18 protein-coding genes are annotated in these 15432 nt (G+C 31.2%); 4 read left to right on the top strand and 14 right to left on the bottom strand.

What is annotated here, in order from left to right; translation table 11 throughout:
• Positions 1-78: 78 nt before the first annotated feature.
• Positions 79-240, top strand: a complete 162-nt coding sequence (locus N5D90_RS17145) for a hypothetical protein (protein WP_353619268.1) — start codon at positions 79-81, stop codon at positions 238-240.
• 88 nt (positions 241-328) lie between these two features.
• Here N5D90_RS17145 and N5D90_RS16460 read toward each other — a convergent pair whose 3' ends face one another.
• The 3 genes from N5D90_RS16460 to N5D90_RS16450 all read right to left on the bottom strand — a co-directional run bounded on the left by N5D90_RS16460 (position 329) and on the right by N5D90_RS16450 (position 2827).
• Positions 329-823: a Crp/Fnr family transcriptional regulator gene (locus tag N5D90_RS16460; RefSeq protein WP_280063368.1), complete on the bottom strand. Its 495-nt coding sequence runs from the start codon at positions 821-823 to the stop codon at positions 329-331.
• Between the two features lie 215 nt (positions 824-1038).
• Complete coding sequence (locus tag N5D90_RS16455) at positions 1039-1605, bottom strand: hypothetical protein (RefSeq protein WP_038332516.1); 567 nt, start codon at positions 1603-1605, stop codon at positions 1039-1041.
• A 28-nt stretch (positions 1606-1633) separates the two neighbouring features.
• Positions 1634-2827: a hypothetical protein gene (locus N5D90_RS16450; RefSeq protein ID WP_280063367.1), complete on the bottom strand. Its 1194-nt coding sequence runs from the start codon at positions 2825-2827 to the stop codon at positions 1634-1636.
• Positions 2828-3641: 814 nt separating this feature from the next.
• Between N5D90_RS16450 and N5D90_RS16445 the strand changes: the two genes are divergently transcribed.
• A complete protein-coding gene (locus tag N5D90_RS16445) occupies positions 3642-4274 on the top strand; it encodes a CatA-like O-acetyltransferase (protein ID WP_280063365.1) in 633 nt (210 codons plus the stop codon).
• 18 nt (positions 4275-4292) lie between these two features.
• A complete protein-coding gene (locus tag N5D90_RS16440; RefSeq protein WP_280063364.1) occupies positions 4293-4718 on the top strand; it encodes a GNAT family N-acetyltransferase in 426 nt (141 codons plus the stop codon).
• Between the two features lie 36 nt (positions 4719-4754).
• On the opposite strand, the gene N5D90_RS16435 is transcribed toward N5D90_RS16440, so the two are convergent.
• The 6 genes from N5D90_RS16435 to N5D90_RS16410 form a co-directional block, all read right to left on the bottom strand.
• A complete protein-coding gene (locus N5D90_RS16435; protein WP_280063363.1) occupies positions 4755-5345 on the bottom strand; it encodes a hypothetical protein in 591 nt (196 codons plus the stop codon).
• 23 nt (positions 5346-5368) lie between these two features.
• Positions 5369-6016, bottom strand: coding sequence for a hypothetical protein (locus N5D90_RS16430; RefSeq protein ID WP_280063362.1), 648 nt, complete (start codon positions 6014-6016; stop codon positions 5369-5371).
• A 94-nt stretch (positions 6017-6110) separates the two neighbouring features.
• Positions 6111-6611 (bottom strand): regulatory protein RecX, encoded by a 501-nt coding sequence (locus tag N5D90_RS16425; protein ID WP_280063361.1) that lies wholly within the window; start codon positions 6609-6611, stop codon positions 6111-6113.
• A gap of 233 nt (positions 6612-6844) precedes the next feature.
• A complete protein-coding gene (rpe, locus tag N5D90_RS16420; protein ID WP_114997831.1) occupies positions 6845-7492 on the bottom strand; it encodes a ribulose-phosphate 3-epimerase in 648 nt (215 codons plus the stop codon).
• A gap of 84 nt (positions 7493-7576) precedes the next feature.
• Positions 7577-8164, bottom strand: a complete 588-nt coding sequence (locus N5D90_RS16415; RefSeq protein ID WP_280063360.1) for a hypothetical protein — start codon at positions 8162-8164, stop codon at positions 7577-7579.
• A gap of 60 nt (positions 8165-8224) precedes the next feature.
• On the bottom strand, positions 8225-8614 hold the full coding sequence (locus N5D90_RS16410; RefSeq protein WP_038332499.1) for a hypothetical protein: 390 nt from the start codon (positions 8612-8614) through the stop codon (positions 8225-8227).
• Positions 8615-8712: 98 nt separating this feature from the next.
• Between N5D90_RS16410 and mgtE the strand changes: the two genes are divergently transcribed.
• Positions 8713-10032, top strand: a complete 1320-nt coding sequence (gene mgtE, locus N5D90_RS16405; RefSeq protein WP_114997840.1) for a magnesium transporter — start codon at positions 8713-8715, stop codon at positions 10030-10032.
• Positions 10033-10071: 39 nt separating this feature from the next.
• On the opposite strand, the gene N5D90_RS16400 is transcribed toward mgtE, so the two are convergent.
• The 5 genes from N5D90_RS16400 to N5D90_RS16380 all read right to left on the bottom strand — a co-directional run bounded on the left by N5D90_RS16400 (position 10072) and on the right by N5D90_RS16380 (position 14769).
• A complete protein-coding gene (locus tag N5D90_RS16400; RefSeq protein ID WP_019975176.1) occupies positions 10072-10938 on the bottom strand; it encodes an RNA polymerase sigma factor RpoD/SigA in 867 nt (288 codons plus the stop codon).
• A gap of 124 nt (positions 10939-11062) precedes the next feature.
• Entirely contained in the window at positions 11063-12004 is a 942-nt protein-coding gene (gene hutG / locus N5D90_RS16395; protein WP_280063357.1) for a formimidoylglutamase, read from the bottom strand.
• 2 nt (positions 12005-12006) lie between these two features.
• On the bottom strand, positions 12007-12612 hold the full coding sequence (locus N5D90_RS16390; protein ID WP_280063355.1) for a trimeric intracellular cation channel family protein: 606 nt from the start codon (positions 12610-12612) through the stop codon (positions 12007-12009).
• A 38-nt stretch (positions 12613-12650) separates the two neighbouring features.
• Positions 12651-13259 (bottom strand): trimeric intracellular cation channel family protein, encoded by a 609-nt coding sequence (locus N5D90_RS16385; RefSeq protein ID WP_114997845.1) that lies wholly within the window; start codon positions 13257-13259, stop codon positions 12651-12653.
• 127 nt (positions 13260-13386) lie between these two features.
• Positions 13387-14769, bottom strand: a complete 1383-nt coding sequence (locus tag N5D90_RS16380) for an NAD(P)/FAD-dependent oxidoreductase (RefSeq protein WP_280063354.1) — start codon at positions 14767-14769, stop codon at positions 13387-13389.
• Positions 14770-15432 lie beyond the last annotated feature (663 nt).

The raw sequence follows: 15432 nt of genomic DNA, 5'->3' as shown, positions 1-15432 counted from the left end.
GGTGTTGGAGATAGAGTAACCATACTTACAGAAATAAAAAATGCCTACGATTTTTATCATAGGTAATTAGGTTATGTAATCCTGGAATCAGGCGAATGTTTGAATGAATTGTTGCTTCAAAATGGATATGCCAAAGCATCAAGGGACTATTATTGTTCCAAATTGGCAGAATATCAGTTGATGAATTGTACTGCTCAGTTAAATAAAGTCGGTTTATATGCTCGAATTTCGCATTTTTAAGCCCAGATCAAATGTTAAAGTTTCGTTTTTTATGGCTCAAAATCTAATCTCAACAAAGACTTAAAACATACTTTTCCAATTGTTGTACTTATGTTGTACTAACTGCTATAAAATGAGTAACCAACCCTCTAAAATAAAGACTTTGCAAAGAAACTTTGGATAATGCAATGTTATCTAAAGTATGAGAAAGTTCTTCGTAGCGTTGATTTAACATTTTAACAACGAACAATTGCCAACTTGGAAATTTAACAAACCATTGGTTCACTTTTTCTGTTGGTATGGCTAGCAATTCTACATCTTCTTCTACAATTGCCTTAATATTAGTAGTTGTATTCAAAATACTTTTGGCTATAGATTCTGCACACGATTCGCCTTTTCTTATGTAGTAAAGAAATAATTCATCTCCGTTTTCATTTATACGCAATACTTTAATTACACCAGAAAGTACATAAGGAACAACCTTTATATATTGACCTGGCTTTACAATTTCTGTAGCAGAAGGAAAATTTAACTGCTGAGATGTTGAAAGTAATTCTTCTTTCAATTCAACTTCAGAGAATAAATTAAGATTCACATTATTCATTTTTTATGATGTTAGGTAATAGTCATACTAACAAACCAATTTAGTGAAAATGTATTTAAATTTGTAATGATGAAACAGAAATTTAGTGTTGAAAATTGAATCCTATAAAGTCAAGTTAATATTTATTAAATACTAACAATCATAAATTTGACCTACAATAGATAGAGTTTTATAAGTTAGATGAATTTATAAAAGAAAATAGTTTTGATATTTTATTATCGCCAATAATTCCAACTCACCCCATCAAAACTAGCAAATGTATTACTCACTGTATCATAACATATCATCCCTGCATAAGGACTTTTAACAGTTATGTGTGGGTTTTGTATTTGTGGTAAAATTAAAGACTTAGACGTAGATTCTAAAACTAAAACACCTTTTGCATTGGTTGTTTGCTCTCCTATTATAACTCCTTTTCCTAATTCTGCACTACTATTATCATATAGTTTTAGATCGCTACCGACAGAATTAGATATGTTTTTCCAATAACCATTTTCAAACATTTTTATCATTTTTGATGTTCGATCAAAAATAAATGTCCCATTATTAGGATTATTAGTAGTAGGAGTTACAACATTATAAGTAGGTGTAGTTGCAACTGCTGGAAGAATAATACCTTTACTATTAGTTGTTGTCACATCATTTGTTAAATCACTCGTTGTATTTCCTTCGAAAAAAAGAAGTGTACTTTCATTAGCTACTACATTATTAGTTCCAATATATACTTGAGCGTTTACGTAACTTGTGATTATACAAATAAAAATGTATATTATTTTTTTCATTTTAAAACTATTTATTGAAATTTAGATATTAATCATTACAACTTCGTTGAATACAATTCCAAATATTCCCGTTGTATAATTTTACACATGCAGCATTTACATCATAAATTAGCATACCTTTCTTAGGACTTACTATAGCTGTAGAACTTTGAACTCTCGTCAGAACTAAACCGTCAGCTTTTGACTCTAATGTGATAAACGCATTGGGAATAGCTTCTGGCCAATTAGGAAGTTTTGTTTGATTGGTAATACCAACATTTGTAGGATTTCCGCCAGTAGTAAAATCTCCAGGTTTTGAACAATGAAGATTTATTCCAAAATTAACATTAGTAATAAAAGGAGTCGAAGTAAGAAATCTAACCGGAACTTTAAGTGTTGTATTACTATCGTTTCCTGATCCTAAACCATTATTTGTTCCGTAAGTTTGCCCCATAGAAACCCATCCTGTTGGAAGTGAATAAGCAGAAGGATATACGTCATTAATACTTAAATTTCGAGAATCAATTGCTACCGAATAATCTTCACTTGTATCTATTAAAATTGAAGAAAACAAATAGCTACCATTTGTGTTAACTATTTGTTTAAAAATAACTTTATTAGAAGAGTTGATTAGATAAGCATATAACTGAGATCCACTAGCTGTTCCTATTCCAACACCATCTACTATATTATTATTAATCATATCTCTGTAGACATTACCACTAAGTGATACAATAGCAGTTGTACTCACAATGGCGAAACCTCCTCCTCCCATAAGGTCAAGACCTCCACCATCACTATCTCCATTTGTATTAATTGGAACATTTGATAAACCAATAAGATCCATAGCTGATGTAACGTCATTCGGAAAAACAGCTATCCCATAAATCACTTGTCCTGGTGTAAGCCCTAATGTTTCAAGATCAATAAAATCTCCTGCTATATTTTGTGATGTTAAATCTTGATTAGGTTTTATGGGGTCTGGAGAAACTGTGCTAGAATTCATAAAAACAGTCGACAGTACACTCTTTCCTAAAGCTCCAAATTTACCTCTAGCCCGAGCAATTAAACTTCCTAAACCACTTACATTACCATTTGTATCCAATTTGGTAATAGCAGCAAGTCGATAATCATCATTACCTCCTCTTTCTAAAATCAAAACACCAACTTTATTAAGACTAACCCCAGTTGGTACTTCCATTCCGCTATTTCGAATAAGATCAATTCTTTCAATATTATTCATCGTACTCGAATTGAAATTTGAAAAAATATTATCAACCCCTCTATTTAATGTATAACTATTAATTAATGTTTCAAGATTATCAACATATTCAGCATTAAAAAACTTGTCTGTAGTACCACTAATATTACTATATTCAAAAAAACCGGTAAACTTCGTCGCACTTTTTACATCATTATTTTCTTTTCTAGAAATTTTTATATTTTCATAAGGAGTAAGCCCTTTTAAATAAGGAACATATTCTATCGTACCATATTTGAATGATTTAAGAACAGGTACTGTTGCTGCCGTTGTACCATTAGAATTTACTCCAAATCGAAGATTAAATGATGTCGTACTAGAATAGTATGATGATCCTGTATATCCAGTTCGAGTGACATTAGATATGGTAGCAACTTTTGTATAATCAATATCTCCTGAGTTCACTACTTGCGCATGTGTAATACTATAAAAGAATAAAAAAATAAAGTATCCCCAATGTTGTTTTATCATTGTAATTTAAGTATTATTTATATTTAATTAATAATCAAAACTTTGTTTTCATATTAAATTATATCAAAACAAATTAACAATGGTAGGAGAGTATATATTTCTAGGGTGAGAGTAATTAAAAAATTTGGAAAATTTCATGAAAATTGATACAATCAATAATCTATTTTCTTTAACAAATATAAAAATATATTCTTTAATAAAAATTTTATAATTATATATTAATCAATTTTTTAAATTTTATTTAAAACAATGCAAAACTCCTAAAATGTTTTTTTATTAATACTATAATGATAAATATAAATCATAAGGTTTTAACTTTGCAGCAATGAAACAGAAATTTAATCCTGAAGGTTGGAATCGTATAGAGCATTTTAATATGTTCTCGAAAATGGATAATCCGTATGTCGGAGTTGTTGCGGAGGTTGAATGTTCTAAAGCATACAAATTTGCAAAGGCAAATAAGTTGTCTTTTTTCGCCATTTATTTACATTGCTCGATGTTGGCAGAAAATAAGATTAATGAGTTTAAATATCGTATCGAAGATGATGAAATTTTTGTGTACGATCATTTAGATTGCGGAACAACAATTGGTAGAAAAGACGGAACTTTTGGTTTTGCGTTGATGAATTTTACCGAAGATTTTGATGCATTTAACGCGCAACTTCAAGAGCAAATACAAAGTGTAGAAAACTCGGTTGGTTTGCACATCAAAAACGAAGAAATTACCATTGGTTTGGTTCGTCATTCTACGTTTCCTTGGTCGAGATTTACAGGTTTAACGCAACCAAGTAATTTTGGAACGGGAGAATCTATTCCGCGAATTATTTTTGGAAAAGCGTATACCCAAAACGATAAAATGTACATGCCTGTTTCGGTTGAAGCAAATCATGGTTTTGTAGATGGTTTTCATTTAGCGAATTATCTACAAGAATTTGAAAACGAATTAGGTAAATATTAGTTTATTCTCTTAAAAAATATGATTAAAATTGTTGAAAGCAGAAATGATGATTATCTAGCCTTACAAGAATTGTTTCTCCAATCTAGACAAAAAACTTTTTTGTGGACTGATACTTCCCGATATAAATTATCTGACTTTGATGAAAGTACTAAAAATGAATACATTTTAGTTGCATTCGTAGATGAGATATTGGTTGGATTTGTTTCTGTTTGGCTTATTGACAATTTTATTCATCATTTATATGTAGACGAACAATATCATAACCAATCAATCGGCTCAGAATTATTGAATAAAGTAATCGAAAAAGTTGGATATCCAATTAGATTGAAGTGTGATGAAAAAAACACAAAAGCTCTACGTTTTTACAAACAAAAAGGCTTTATTGAAAAAGAAAAAAAAGCATTCGAAAATGGTTTTTACTTATTATTAGAACTTGATGTATAAACGAATTTCGAGTTTCGAGTTTCGAAATTCGTTTTTTTATTTTACATCATTAGGATGAATAAATGGTTCTGGTTCTGTAATTTCATCATATTGAATAGGATAATATTTTTTATCTTCTTCTAAAACAAAATCATCCGTATAATTATAAAAATGCTCCAACTCTCTTAATTGGTAATTTCCTTCTTCATCTTTATGAAATCGAAAAGCGTAACCTTTTATCTCGCAGCAGAATGTTATTTTTTCTTTATCTAAAGGAATATAATTTAAATTTGAGATATCGATATATTTATTTAATACTTCATTTTTATCTAAAAGAATAGTATAATCTGTATTTTGAATAGTAATTGGTAATGTATAATAATTCCCTATTGAACAATCTTGTCCAGCCGAAGAAACATACAAATAAAATTTTTCTTTTGCGAAAAAGAGAGAGATTGTTCTAATTGGTATATGATTACTTTTTGCAATATAAATAGCTTGTTCAATAGCTTCATTTACATTTTCATCTTTAAAAACAGAATCTGCTTTTATTTCATCTGTCTTTTCCCAACCTTTAGCAGATTGATTACTCGGTTGCTCGCATTGAACAAAAAGAATGAATAAGAGAAAAATATATAGATTCTTCATACAAGTGTTTCGATTAAAGATAATCAATTCACTGCAACTTTTTTATTTAGTTTTTTTGACCAAGAAAAAATATAAATCGTTCCGATAATTGAAGGTACAATCCAAAAATAAATATTATTTCCAAATCCAGCACCTGCAACCAAAAACGCTGTTACTGAAGCGATATAAGCGCCAACCATTTTTCCAACATGATTCATTGTCCATTTTTTATAATTCTCTGGATTCTTGTAAAAAATAAAATCTCGATAAGACATAAATCCGCCTAAAAACCCAAAAATTAAATACAATAATCCAATTCCATTGCTTATAAAAAGTGGAAGTAATCCAAAAACAATCATCACAATAGATGTGATAAACATTGCTCCAGAAATGATTTTATCTAAATTATTCGAATAATTTTTGCGTTTATAATTCAGAATTCTATTTCCGATCAAAATCATATAAATTGTAAAAACACCAATCATTAAAAGAAAAGAATTGTGGTGATTTGGAAAAGCACAAATGATTAACGAAAGAATAGAGCTAACTAACATACCAATCGAAAATATTTTCCCCACTTTTTTGTGAGTCGAGTTTCCTTTTTTTATGATCATAACAGCAGTTCCAGCAACCAAACCAATTCCTCCGAAAAATGCGTGAATGTAAATAATGATTTTGATTAAATTTTCCATAATGTGTTTATTTATTATGGAATAAAATTAAGTGAAGTCGTTTTTAATTTTAAAAATAGTTGACCGAATTGTCGAATTTCGTGGATGAATTGTATTACTCTTTTGTTTTCACTGTTTCGATAGCGTCATTCATCAAATCAAACTCGTAACCTTTGTACGCTAAATATGCTTTTACTTTGTTTATTTTCTTGAAAGATTCGCGCTCAGAAGCTAATAAATTGAACTTTTTCTGTGTTAAGTGCAATAAATTATTCCAATATTTTTCCAAATCAATTTCTTCCTTAAACGCTTTTTCAATTAATTTTTGATCAATTTGACGCATTTTTAATTCTTGACGAAGACGATTTCTTCCCCACATTTTTTGATTAACCTTCCCTCGAACAAAACTATGTACAAAACGTTCTTCATTCAGAAACCCGTAATGAATTAACTTAAAAAGAATCTCATCTTTCGCTTCTGGAATCAAATCAAAATCACGTAGTTTTTTCTCTACTTCCCAATGACAACGATCTTGATAAAGACAATATTTTGCCATTTTATCTTTGATTTCATCAATCGTATAAATCTTTTTTGGGTTGTCTTTAGAGAAATTCATGCAACAAAGTTAAGATTTTAATGAGAAAATTGTTTGATTAACTTGATGAGATCTTGAAACAAGTTCAAGAAGACATCTACTGTCAGGCTGAGTTGATTAGTAAAAAGTCATACGAGCTTTCAAGGAATCTAATAAAATTTTTCAATCCACTAACGCTTCATTCAGAATGACATTAACAAAAAAACTGAACCATTTCTGATTCAGTTTTTTTATTATTTATTAACCTATTTTTATTAAGCTTTTTGTAATTCTGCAATATATGCTGTTGGATTCTCAGCATTGAAAACTGCCGAACCTGCAACTAAAGCGTCTGCACCAGCTTCTACCAATTTTGATGCATTTTGAACTCCAACTCCGCCATCAATTTCGATGATAACATTTGCATTAGCTTCTGTAATCATTTTTTTCAACTTAGACACTTTGTTGTATGTATTCTCAATGAATTTTTGACCTCCAAAACCTGGATTAACACTCATAATTAACACCAAATCTAAATCATTAATCACATCTTCTAAAACAGATACTGGTGTATGCGGATTAAGCGCCACTCCTGCTTTCATTCCTTCTGCTTTTATAGCCTGAATTGTACGATGTAAATGTGTACACGCTTCGTAATGAACAGTCAAAATATCTGCGCCAACTTGTTTGAAAGTTGAAATGTAACGATCTGGATCAACAATCATTAAATGTACATCCAAAACTTTGTCTGTTAACGAATTTATTTTCTCAATAATTGGCATTCCGTAAGAGATATTTGGAACAAAAACGCCGTCCATTACATCTAAATGAAACCATTCGGCTTGAGAATTATTAACCATTTCGATGTCTTTTGCTAAATTCCCGAAATCGGCTGCTAAAATTGATGGTGCTACTATTGGCATAATCTTATTTGTTGTTTGTTTGTATTTTGTGGTGCAAAGGTAATGAAATAAAAAAATCGTTGAAAACTCAACGATTTATATTTTTTAGAAATTGTAACCAACTCGAAAGCCTAAATCTAAGGCAACTCCAGTTTCTGTTTTTTTATAATATTTATAATTCTGAATTTCATAATCAAAAGTAACTTTATCATCTTGATAAAGAGAAAGTCCTAATCCCGTATAAAACTCGTAAAAAAAGTTTTGAGCAAAAGAACGTTTAAATCCATAATTTAACGTAATAGAACCTTGCGGATTAACACCCAAATTATCACTATTAGAAGTTGTTAACCAATCTGGCGTATAATTTCCTTTTAAAGCAATATAATTCCCAGAATTATTTTTGGTGTTTTTTCCTTTAGAAAGTCTTCGGTCAAAATTATAATAATAACGTCCTTCTAAAGCTATGTTTGTTGTCAAAATATACTCAAAATCACTCCCATAAAAATCGCTATAGCTGTATCTGAAACCTCCCATATAATCTAACGTTCCTAAAGCGGTGAAATTTTCGGATAAAGCTTTTTCATATTGAATTCCGATTCCAATAAAACTAACGTTTGCATTAAACAAATCTGTCGCTTTTTCTTGCGCAAATAGAGAAGATGATAATAAGAGAGTAAATAATAGTTTTTTCATTTTCAGTGTTAATTAATTCAATACGAATATAACAGAAAAAATGATTCAGCAAAATTATTTTTAATCCAAGAAAACTCTATTGTCAATAAAGTTATAAGGTTCTTCGTCTTTCAATTCTTCGTTGATGATAAAATGAATCGAATCTTTTGACATAAAAATATAAGTATAAATATCTGCCATCTCATCAGAATCTCTAAACTCATAATATTCATCACCAATCGTACACCAAACGCCTTCGTCTTCAGAAAAAGTTACGCGATCATCACTATAAATCGTTTTAAAGTTAACCGTCATTGTTCCGTCAGCTTTTCTATTGACCATCCAACTATTTGTTTCTCCTTTAAAAAATTTCCCATGATCAGTTCCAGACCAAATTCCAACGAATCTGTCATCTACATCCATAGATTTTATATACTCTTTCATTTGGTTTTGATCAGCTTTGTTCATCATGATTTTCTATATTAAAATTAGCTTAAAAGTAGCCAATCTATACTTCTTCTCATCTCAAAAAGACTTAATTTGCAGCTTGGGATAAAAACAACAAATTTATGGAAAATAATATGCTTAATCAACATCCAGCAGATATTGCCGAACAATTGACTGCACTGAACGTAAAGGAAAGAAATATCGCTTTTTATTCGCTTTCGAATGATGATAAAGTTGAAGTATTCTCCTATTTTGAACCCGATATTCAGTACGAAATTGTAAAAAGTTTGACGGACGAAGATTTAGCTGAAGTTTTGAACAATCTTGATCCTGATGACCGAACAGAACTATTTGAAAATTTCCCAGATCAATTAATCAAACATTCCATTAATCTTTTAAATCCTGAAGAACGCGCTACAGCACTAAATTTGATTGGATACAAAGAAGATTCGATTGCGCGTTTGATGACGCCAAATTATATTCAGGTAAAAGAACATTATACGGTAAAACAAGTTTTGGCGCACATCAAAAAATATGGAAAAAAAGCGGAAACGTTGACGTATATTTTTATTGTTGATGGAAAAAATAGATTAATTGATGATTTAAAAATTGGCGAAATTCTTTTGGCTGATGAAGATACTAAAGTTGAAGATTTGATCGATCATAATTTTGTTTCAATCAAGACGACGACTCCTTTAGAGGAAGCCTTAGAAGTTTTTGATAAATACGATCGTTCTGCGATGCCAATTGTGACAGAAAATGATGTTTTGGTCGGAATTGTAACCTTCGACGACATCTTGGACCGAATGAAAATGCGTGATACAGAAGATATTCAGAAATTCGGAGGGATGGAAGAATTGGATGTTTCGTATACTAAAACACCTATTGCGGAATTAATCAAAAAGCGCGCAGGTTGGCTGGTTATCTTATTTATTGGCGAAATGTTTACGGCTTCTGCAATGAGTTATTATGACCAGGAAATCGAAAAAGCAGTTGTGTTGGCTTTATTTGTTCCATTGATTATTTCGAGTGGTGGAAATTCTGGTTCTCAAGCGGCTTCCCTGATTATTCGAGCGATGGCTTTGGGCGAATTAAAGCTAAAAGATTGGTGGTATGTAATGAAAAAAGAATTTGCTTCGGGATTAATCTTAGGTGCAATTCTAGGATTTGTGGGTTTTATCCGAATCTTAATTTGGCAAAAAACTGGAATTTATAGTTATGGAGAATATTGGTTGTATGTAGCTTTAACAGTCGCTTTATCTTTAATTGTTATTGTTTTATGGGGAACACTTTCTGGATCTTTAGTTCCATTTATTTTGAGAAAAATTGGATTTGATCCCGCAACAGCATCCTCGCCTTTCGTTGCAACTTTGGTTGACGTTTCAGGATTGATTATCTACTTTACAATTGCTGCAATTTTACTAAGCGGGAAATTATTATAACGAAAAACTCCAACTAAATTTAGTTGGAGTTTTTTATTTTTATCGTCCGATATATGTTTTCAAAATCTTAGATCTTGAAGTATGTTTTAAACGGCGAATTGCTTTTTCTTTAATTTGACGAACACGTTCTCTTGTTAAATCAAACGTTTCTCCAATTTCTTCTAACGTCATTGGGTGTTGACCGTTTAATCCAAAGTATAAACGAATTAAATCAGCTTCACGAGGCGTTAATGTTTGTAATGCACGTTCAATCTCTACACGTAAAGATTCAATCATCAACTGTACATCTGGAGATGGAGATTCACCAATGTTTAATACATCGTATAAGTTAGAATCTTCTCCTTCTACTAATGGTGCATCCATTGAGACGTGACGACCAGAGTTTTTCATCGACTCTTTTACATCACCTTCAGACATATCCAAAACTTCAGAAATTTCTTCTGCAGATGGGGCACGCTCATGTTCTTGTTCTAATAAAGCATAGGCTTTATTAATTTTATTGATCGATCCAATTTTATTTAATGGTAAACGTACAATACGAGATTGCTCTGCTAATGCTTGTAAGATAGATTGACGAATCCACCAAACCGCATACGAGATAAATTTGAAACCACGCGTTTCGTCAAAACGTTGCGCTGCTTTAATCAAACCTAAATTTCCTTCATTAATTAAATCTGGTAAACTTAAACCTTGATTTTGATATTGTTTCGCAACAGATACCACGAAACGTAAGTTTGCTTTTGTTAATTTTTCTAAGGCAACACGATCTCCTGCTTTGATACGTTGTGCTAACTCTACTTCCTCCTCCGCTGTAATCAAATCTACTTTACCAATCTCTTGTAAGTATTTATCCAACGACGCAGTTTCACGATTTGTTACCTGCTTTGTAATTTTAAGCTGTCTCATTTAACTAAAACCCTCCTATTATTAATGATTATTATCAATTTCTTTTGGCATTTTATCAACACCACTATATATGTATACGCAGATAACTGAAAAAGGTTACAAAATATTGTAAAATATTTCAGAATTAATGTCTTAAAACTTCGTAAATCATTTGTGCAGAGAGTTTCGCTGTGGAGTTATCAACATCAAAAAGCGAATTATATTCAACCAAATCAAATATTTTCACTTTGTTTGAGTTCATCAAAACCTTCAAAATATATTTAACCTGAAAAGGTGCCAAACCATTAATTGTCGTTGCACTTACACCTGGCGCATAAGCTGCATCAAAAACATCCATATCCAACGACACATAAAGCGCATCAAATTGTTGAATAATCGTTTTCAAATCATCTAACACTTTATTCAAATTGAAATGAACTTCATCTGCCATGATAAAATTAACACCTAAATTTTCAGCGCGTTGAAATAATGCTTTCGTATTTCCCAATTCTTGAATACCGATTGGAATATAATTGAACTTCATTTCATTTTCTTCGCAATACTTAGCCATTTCGTAAAAAGGCGTTCCAGAAGTTGATTGTGGATTTGGCATTCTCAAATCAAAATGTGCATCAAGATTGATGATTCCAATATTTTTGTATGATTTTGCTAAAGCCAAAAAATCGCCCAAAGCTGTTTCATGTCCTCCTCCAATTACAATCGGAAAATGATTTTGTCGAATGATTTTATCAACTTGATTGATTTGTTCTTCTCGTGCAGATTCTAAATTATTATCATCACAGTGAATATTTCCAGCATCAAAAATAAAATTAGTTTCAGAAAAATGTAAAGGCAAATTCGCTAAACTTTTACGAATCAAATCTGGCGAATTTTTCGCACCAATTCGCCCTTTATTTCGTTCAACACCTTCTTCTGAACAAAATCCTAAAAGTACTTTTGGTTGAACGGATGATGTTTCAAATTTATCGTAATCAGAAATAACTTGATGAATTCTTAAACCTAACTCTCCATCTTCAGAATCAATTCTTCCTGTCCAATTTTCTTGATTAAATTGTGTTTTTTGCATGATTAATAAAATTTAGGTAACGACAACTTATATTTTACAGTTACAATACGAATCGCCGCGATAATAGCGCCCGAAACGATGAAATTGATATTACGATCTAATCCAAAATTATCAAAAATTAAATACATCACACCTCCTGCGATACATGCCATTGCATAAATTTCTTTCACAAAAACCGTAGGCGTTCTATTCATCAAAACATCGCGCAACATACCACCCATTACAGCAGTCATCATTCCCATCATCACAGAAATAAAATCATTTGCACCCAAAGAATGTGCTTTCTCTAAACCTACTATTGTAAATAACGCAATTCCCAATGTATCGAAAAGCATCAATGTTACTCTTAATCGTGAAAAATATTTAAAAAATAATCCTGCTAATAAAATTCCAGCAAAAACTGCGTAAATGACATTCATATCATTTATCCAAACTAACGGATAACTGTTAAGAAATAAATCGCGTAAAGTTCCGCCACCAACAGCCGTTATAAAAGCAAAGCAAGCAATTCCAAACCAATCGTGTTTTTGTCTTTCATCTCCAGCTAAAGCACCAGAAATTGCAAACACAACCGTTCCGAATAATTCAAAAATGTATTGAATTTCCATCTATAAAAAATTAGTTTGCTAAGATACGAATCTATAAATTAATGACTTTTGAATTTCGGTAATGATAAGTTGTATTTGATTGCAGCCAAACGAATTGCGACAATCACACCACCCGAAACAAAGAAATTGATGTTACGATCAAGTCCCAATTTCCATAAGATCATATAAATAACTGCACCGCAAAGACATGCAAATGCATAAATTTCTTTCTTGAAAATAATCGGAACTTCGTTCAACATCATATCGCGAATAATGGATCCAAAAACCGCGGTAAACATTCCCATTACAGGTGCGATTACGGGATGAATTCCAAGATTTAGAGCTTTTTCTAAACCAACAATTGTAAACAAAGCAATCCCTAACGTATCAAAAAGCATAAATGTTTTACGAAGTTTAAGTAAAGGCGTATAGAAAATTGCCGCTAAAATAACACCAATCCCTACCGCATAAATAAGATTCACATCTTTTATCCACATAATTTCAACGGAAAGTAAAATATCACGAATTGTACCACCTCCAATTGAAGTTAGGAAAGCAATAAAGGTTACACCAAACCAATCGTTACCAGATTTTTCATCTGCTGCTAAAGCGCCCGAAATTCCAAAAAAAAGTGTACCAAATAATTCGAAAAAATATTGAATCTCCATTTCTATTGTATTAAATCATATTGTGTTGTGCTCTGTCAAAAATAAACACTTTTCTTTTTTAACGATGTTTAAATATACAATTGAAAATAAAAAAAGACCAACACATTTGTTAGTCTTTTTGTTAATATTAATAATAATTTGTTTTTTCTAATTGCTTTTCATCAATCGGATCTTCATCCAAATAGCGTTCTAAACTATCATCCAACTCTTTCATCCAAGCTGTGTGATGTTTTTCTGCTTTCGTTTCGTCCATAACAGAGGTATAGGTTTTATCCCGATAAGTCAAAATATTTTCTTCTTTATCTTTTAACCAAGATTTGAACATATTAGCAACTTTATCCAAATCGAACATAGGATAATCAGTTAAATGAATCAAATCCTTCAAATAATCAGTTTGAAAATCAACATGATCATCAGCAGAAATCGATTGTTTTTCATAATCAATCCATTTCTGAATATCTTTTTGAATTTCTTCTTTTGAAGGCAAATCAATTCGTCCCAAAATATAATCACGCGCAAACCATGCTTGTGCATCAAACATATTAAATGTGTAATATTGATCCTGCATTCCCAAAAATAACAATTGAGCATTAACATCTGATATTACACCTTTATACATTCCTTCTGGATACAAACAGTTTTTTGTTTTTAGACGCAAATTATCTGGTAAAAACGGAAATTTGTGTTGATAACCTGTACACATAATCACTGCATCAAACTCTTTTGATGTTCCGTCTTTGAAAAATGCTTTCTTATCTTCAAAATGTGTGACCAAAGGCAATTCTTCTATTCCATTTGGCCATTTACAATCGATTGGATTTGTACGATAAGAAATTGTGACCGATTTAGTTCCGTGTTTATAGCATTGTACCGCAATATCTTCTGCCGAATAACTACTCCCAATCAATAAAATTTCTTTACCTCTAAATGGATCAGCTCCACGGAAATCATGCGCATGCATTACATCTCCTGTATAATTCTCAATACCTTTAAAATAAGGCATATTTGGTGTAGAAAAATGTCCAGTTCCGACAATTAAATAATCGAAATACTCTTCGAACGTTTCATTTTTCTTTAAATCATCAAAAACAACGCGAAATTGTTTTTTATCCTCTACATAATCTACCCACCTTGCAACGGTATTAAACTGAATGTACTTTCGCGCATTACTTTGTTTAATTCTCCCTTCTATATAATCGAATAATACTTCTCTTGGTGGATAAGAAGATATTGTTTGACCAAAGTGTTCAGAAAATGTATAATCTGCAAATTCTAAACATTCTTTTGGTCCATTCGACCATAAATATTTATACATACTGCCATGCAATGGCTCTCCGTATTTACCTACTCCTGTACGCCAAGTGTAGTTCCACATTCCTCCCCAGTTGTCTTGCTTCTCAAAACATTTAATTTCTGGAATTTTGTTACCCTTTTTTTCTTCTGACTCAAATGCTCTTAACATTGCCAAACCACTTGGTCCAGCCCCGATAATGCCTACTTTTAAACTCATGAATTGTTTTTAATTAAACTTATATGAACTACTCAACTATCATTCGATAGTAATTGATTTTTATGTCTGAAACGACCTGATATAGAAACAAACTTCTATAAAAACTGTGTAAAACAGAATAGAATGAGTAATCTAATGATTACAACATATAAGAGATAGAAAACCTCTTGCTGAATAAATAAAATTTTATTCAAAATTAAATTATTCTTCAATGTACTAAAATTATAGCAGATGGACAAATATTAATGAAACATAAAGCTAAGGGTAATTATATAGGCGTTCCCTTCGGTCGGGCTATCCGTTCCAATCTTTTGTAGAAGAAGATTAGAAGTGATTACAAAAAATCCGATTGCTACAAAAGGATTTCCACTACTATCCCTAACGCGGGTTTTGAGTTCAAAGTTGTAAGTTATAAGACGTAAGATTCGAGATTTACAGAATAAAGATCTAAACAAACTATCCCCTTGAGGGGATTATAGGGGTCTTTCCGAGTTATGAGTAGTAAGTTCTGAGTTGTAAGTTATAAAGGAAGCTTCCTTTTTATAAATAACAAACTTCTAGTTAACTAATTAGAAGCTTCTTGTTTTATAAAACATAGTTTGGAGATGCGTTGAAGTAAAACTTACATTTTACTTGTACATTATACAAAAAAGTATAAACATA

The sequence above is a fragment of the Empedobacter sp. GD03797 genome, from assembly GCF_029842105.1.
In the GTDB taxonomy this organism is placed as follows: domain Bacteria; phylum Bacteroidota; class Bacteroidia; order Flavobacteriales; family Weeksellaceae; genus Empedobacter; species Empedobacter falsenii_C.
The sequence above is the reverse complement of the archived record's forward strand: the minus strand, read 5'-3'. Positions and strand labels throughout refer to the sequence as shown.

Bases quoted from the DNA above. Each gene is read 5' to 3' on its own strand.
- N5D90_RS16460 (WP_280063368.1), bottom strand. From the start codon at position 823: ATGAATAATGTGAATCTTAATTTATTCTCTGAAGTTGAATTGAAAGAA.
- N5D90_RS16455 (WP_038332516.1), bottom strand. From the start codon at position 1,605: ATGAAAAAAATAATATACATTTTTATTTGTATAATCACAAGTTACGTA.
- N5D90_RS16450 (WP_280063367.1), bottom strand. From the start codon at position 2,827: ATGAATAATATTGAAAGAATTGATCTTATTCGAAATAGCGGAATGGAA.
- N5D90_RS16445 (WP_280063365.1), top strand. From the start codon at position 3,642: ATGAAACAGAAATTTAATCCTGAAGGTTGGAATCGTATAGAGCATTTT.
- N5D90_RS16440 (WP_280063364.1), top strand. From the start codon at position 4,293: ATGATTAAAATTGTTGAAAGCAGAAATGATGATTATCTAGCCTTACAA.
- N5D90_RS16435 (WP_280063363.1), bottom strand. From the start codon at position 5,345: ATGAAGAATCTATATATTTTTCTCTTATTCATTCTTTTTGTTCAATGC.
- N5D90_RS16430 (WP_280063362.1), bottom strand. From the start codon at position 6,016: ATGGAAAATTTAATCAAAATCATTATTTACATTCACGCATTTTTCGGA.
- N5D90_RS16425 (WP_280063361.1), bottom strand. From the start codon at position 6,611: ATGAATTTCTCTAAAGACAACCCAAAAAAGATTTATACGATTGATGAA.
- rpe (WP_114997831.1), bottom strand. From the start codon at position 7,492: ATGCCAATAGTAGCACCATCAATTTTAGCAGCCGATTTCGGGAATTTA.
- N5D90_RS16415 (WP_280063360.1), bottom strand. From the start codon at position 8,164: ATGAAAAAACTATTATTTACTCTCTTATTATCATCTTCTCTATTTGCG.
- N5D90_RS16410 (WP_038332499.1), bottom strand. From the start codon at position 8,614: ATGATGAACAAAGCTGATCAAAACCAAATGAAAGAGTATATAAAATCT.
- mgtE (WP_114997840.1), top strand. From the start codon at position 8,713: ATGGAAAATAATATGCTTAATCAACATCCAGCAGATATTGCCGAACAA.
- N5D90_RS16400 (WP_019975176.1), bottom strand. From the start codon at position 10,938: ATGAGACAGCTTAAAATTACAAAGCAGGTAACAAATCGTGAAACTGCG.
- hutG (WP_280063357.1), bottom strand. From the start codon at position 12,004: ATGCAAAAAACACAATTTAATCAAGAAAATTGGACAGGAAGAATTGAT.
- N5D90_RS16390 (WP_280063355.1), bottom strand. From the start codon at position 12,612: ATGGAAATTCAATACATTTTTGAATTATTCGGAACGGTTGTGTTTGCA.
- N5D90_RS16385 (WP_114997845.1), bottom strand. From the start codon at position 13,259: ATGGAGATTCAATATTTTTTCGAATTATTTGGTACACTTTTTTTTGGA.
- N5D90_RS16380 (WP_280063354.1), bottom strand. From the start codon at position 14,769: ATGAGTTTAAAAGTAGGCATTATCGGGGCTGGACCAAGTGGTTTGGCA.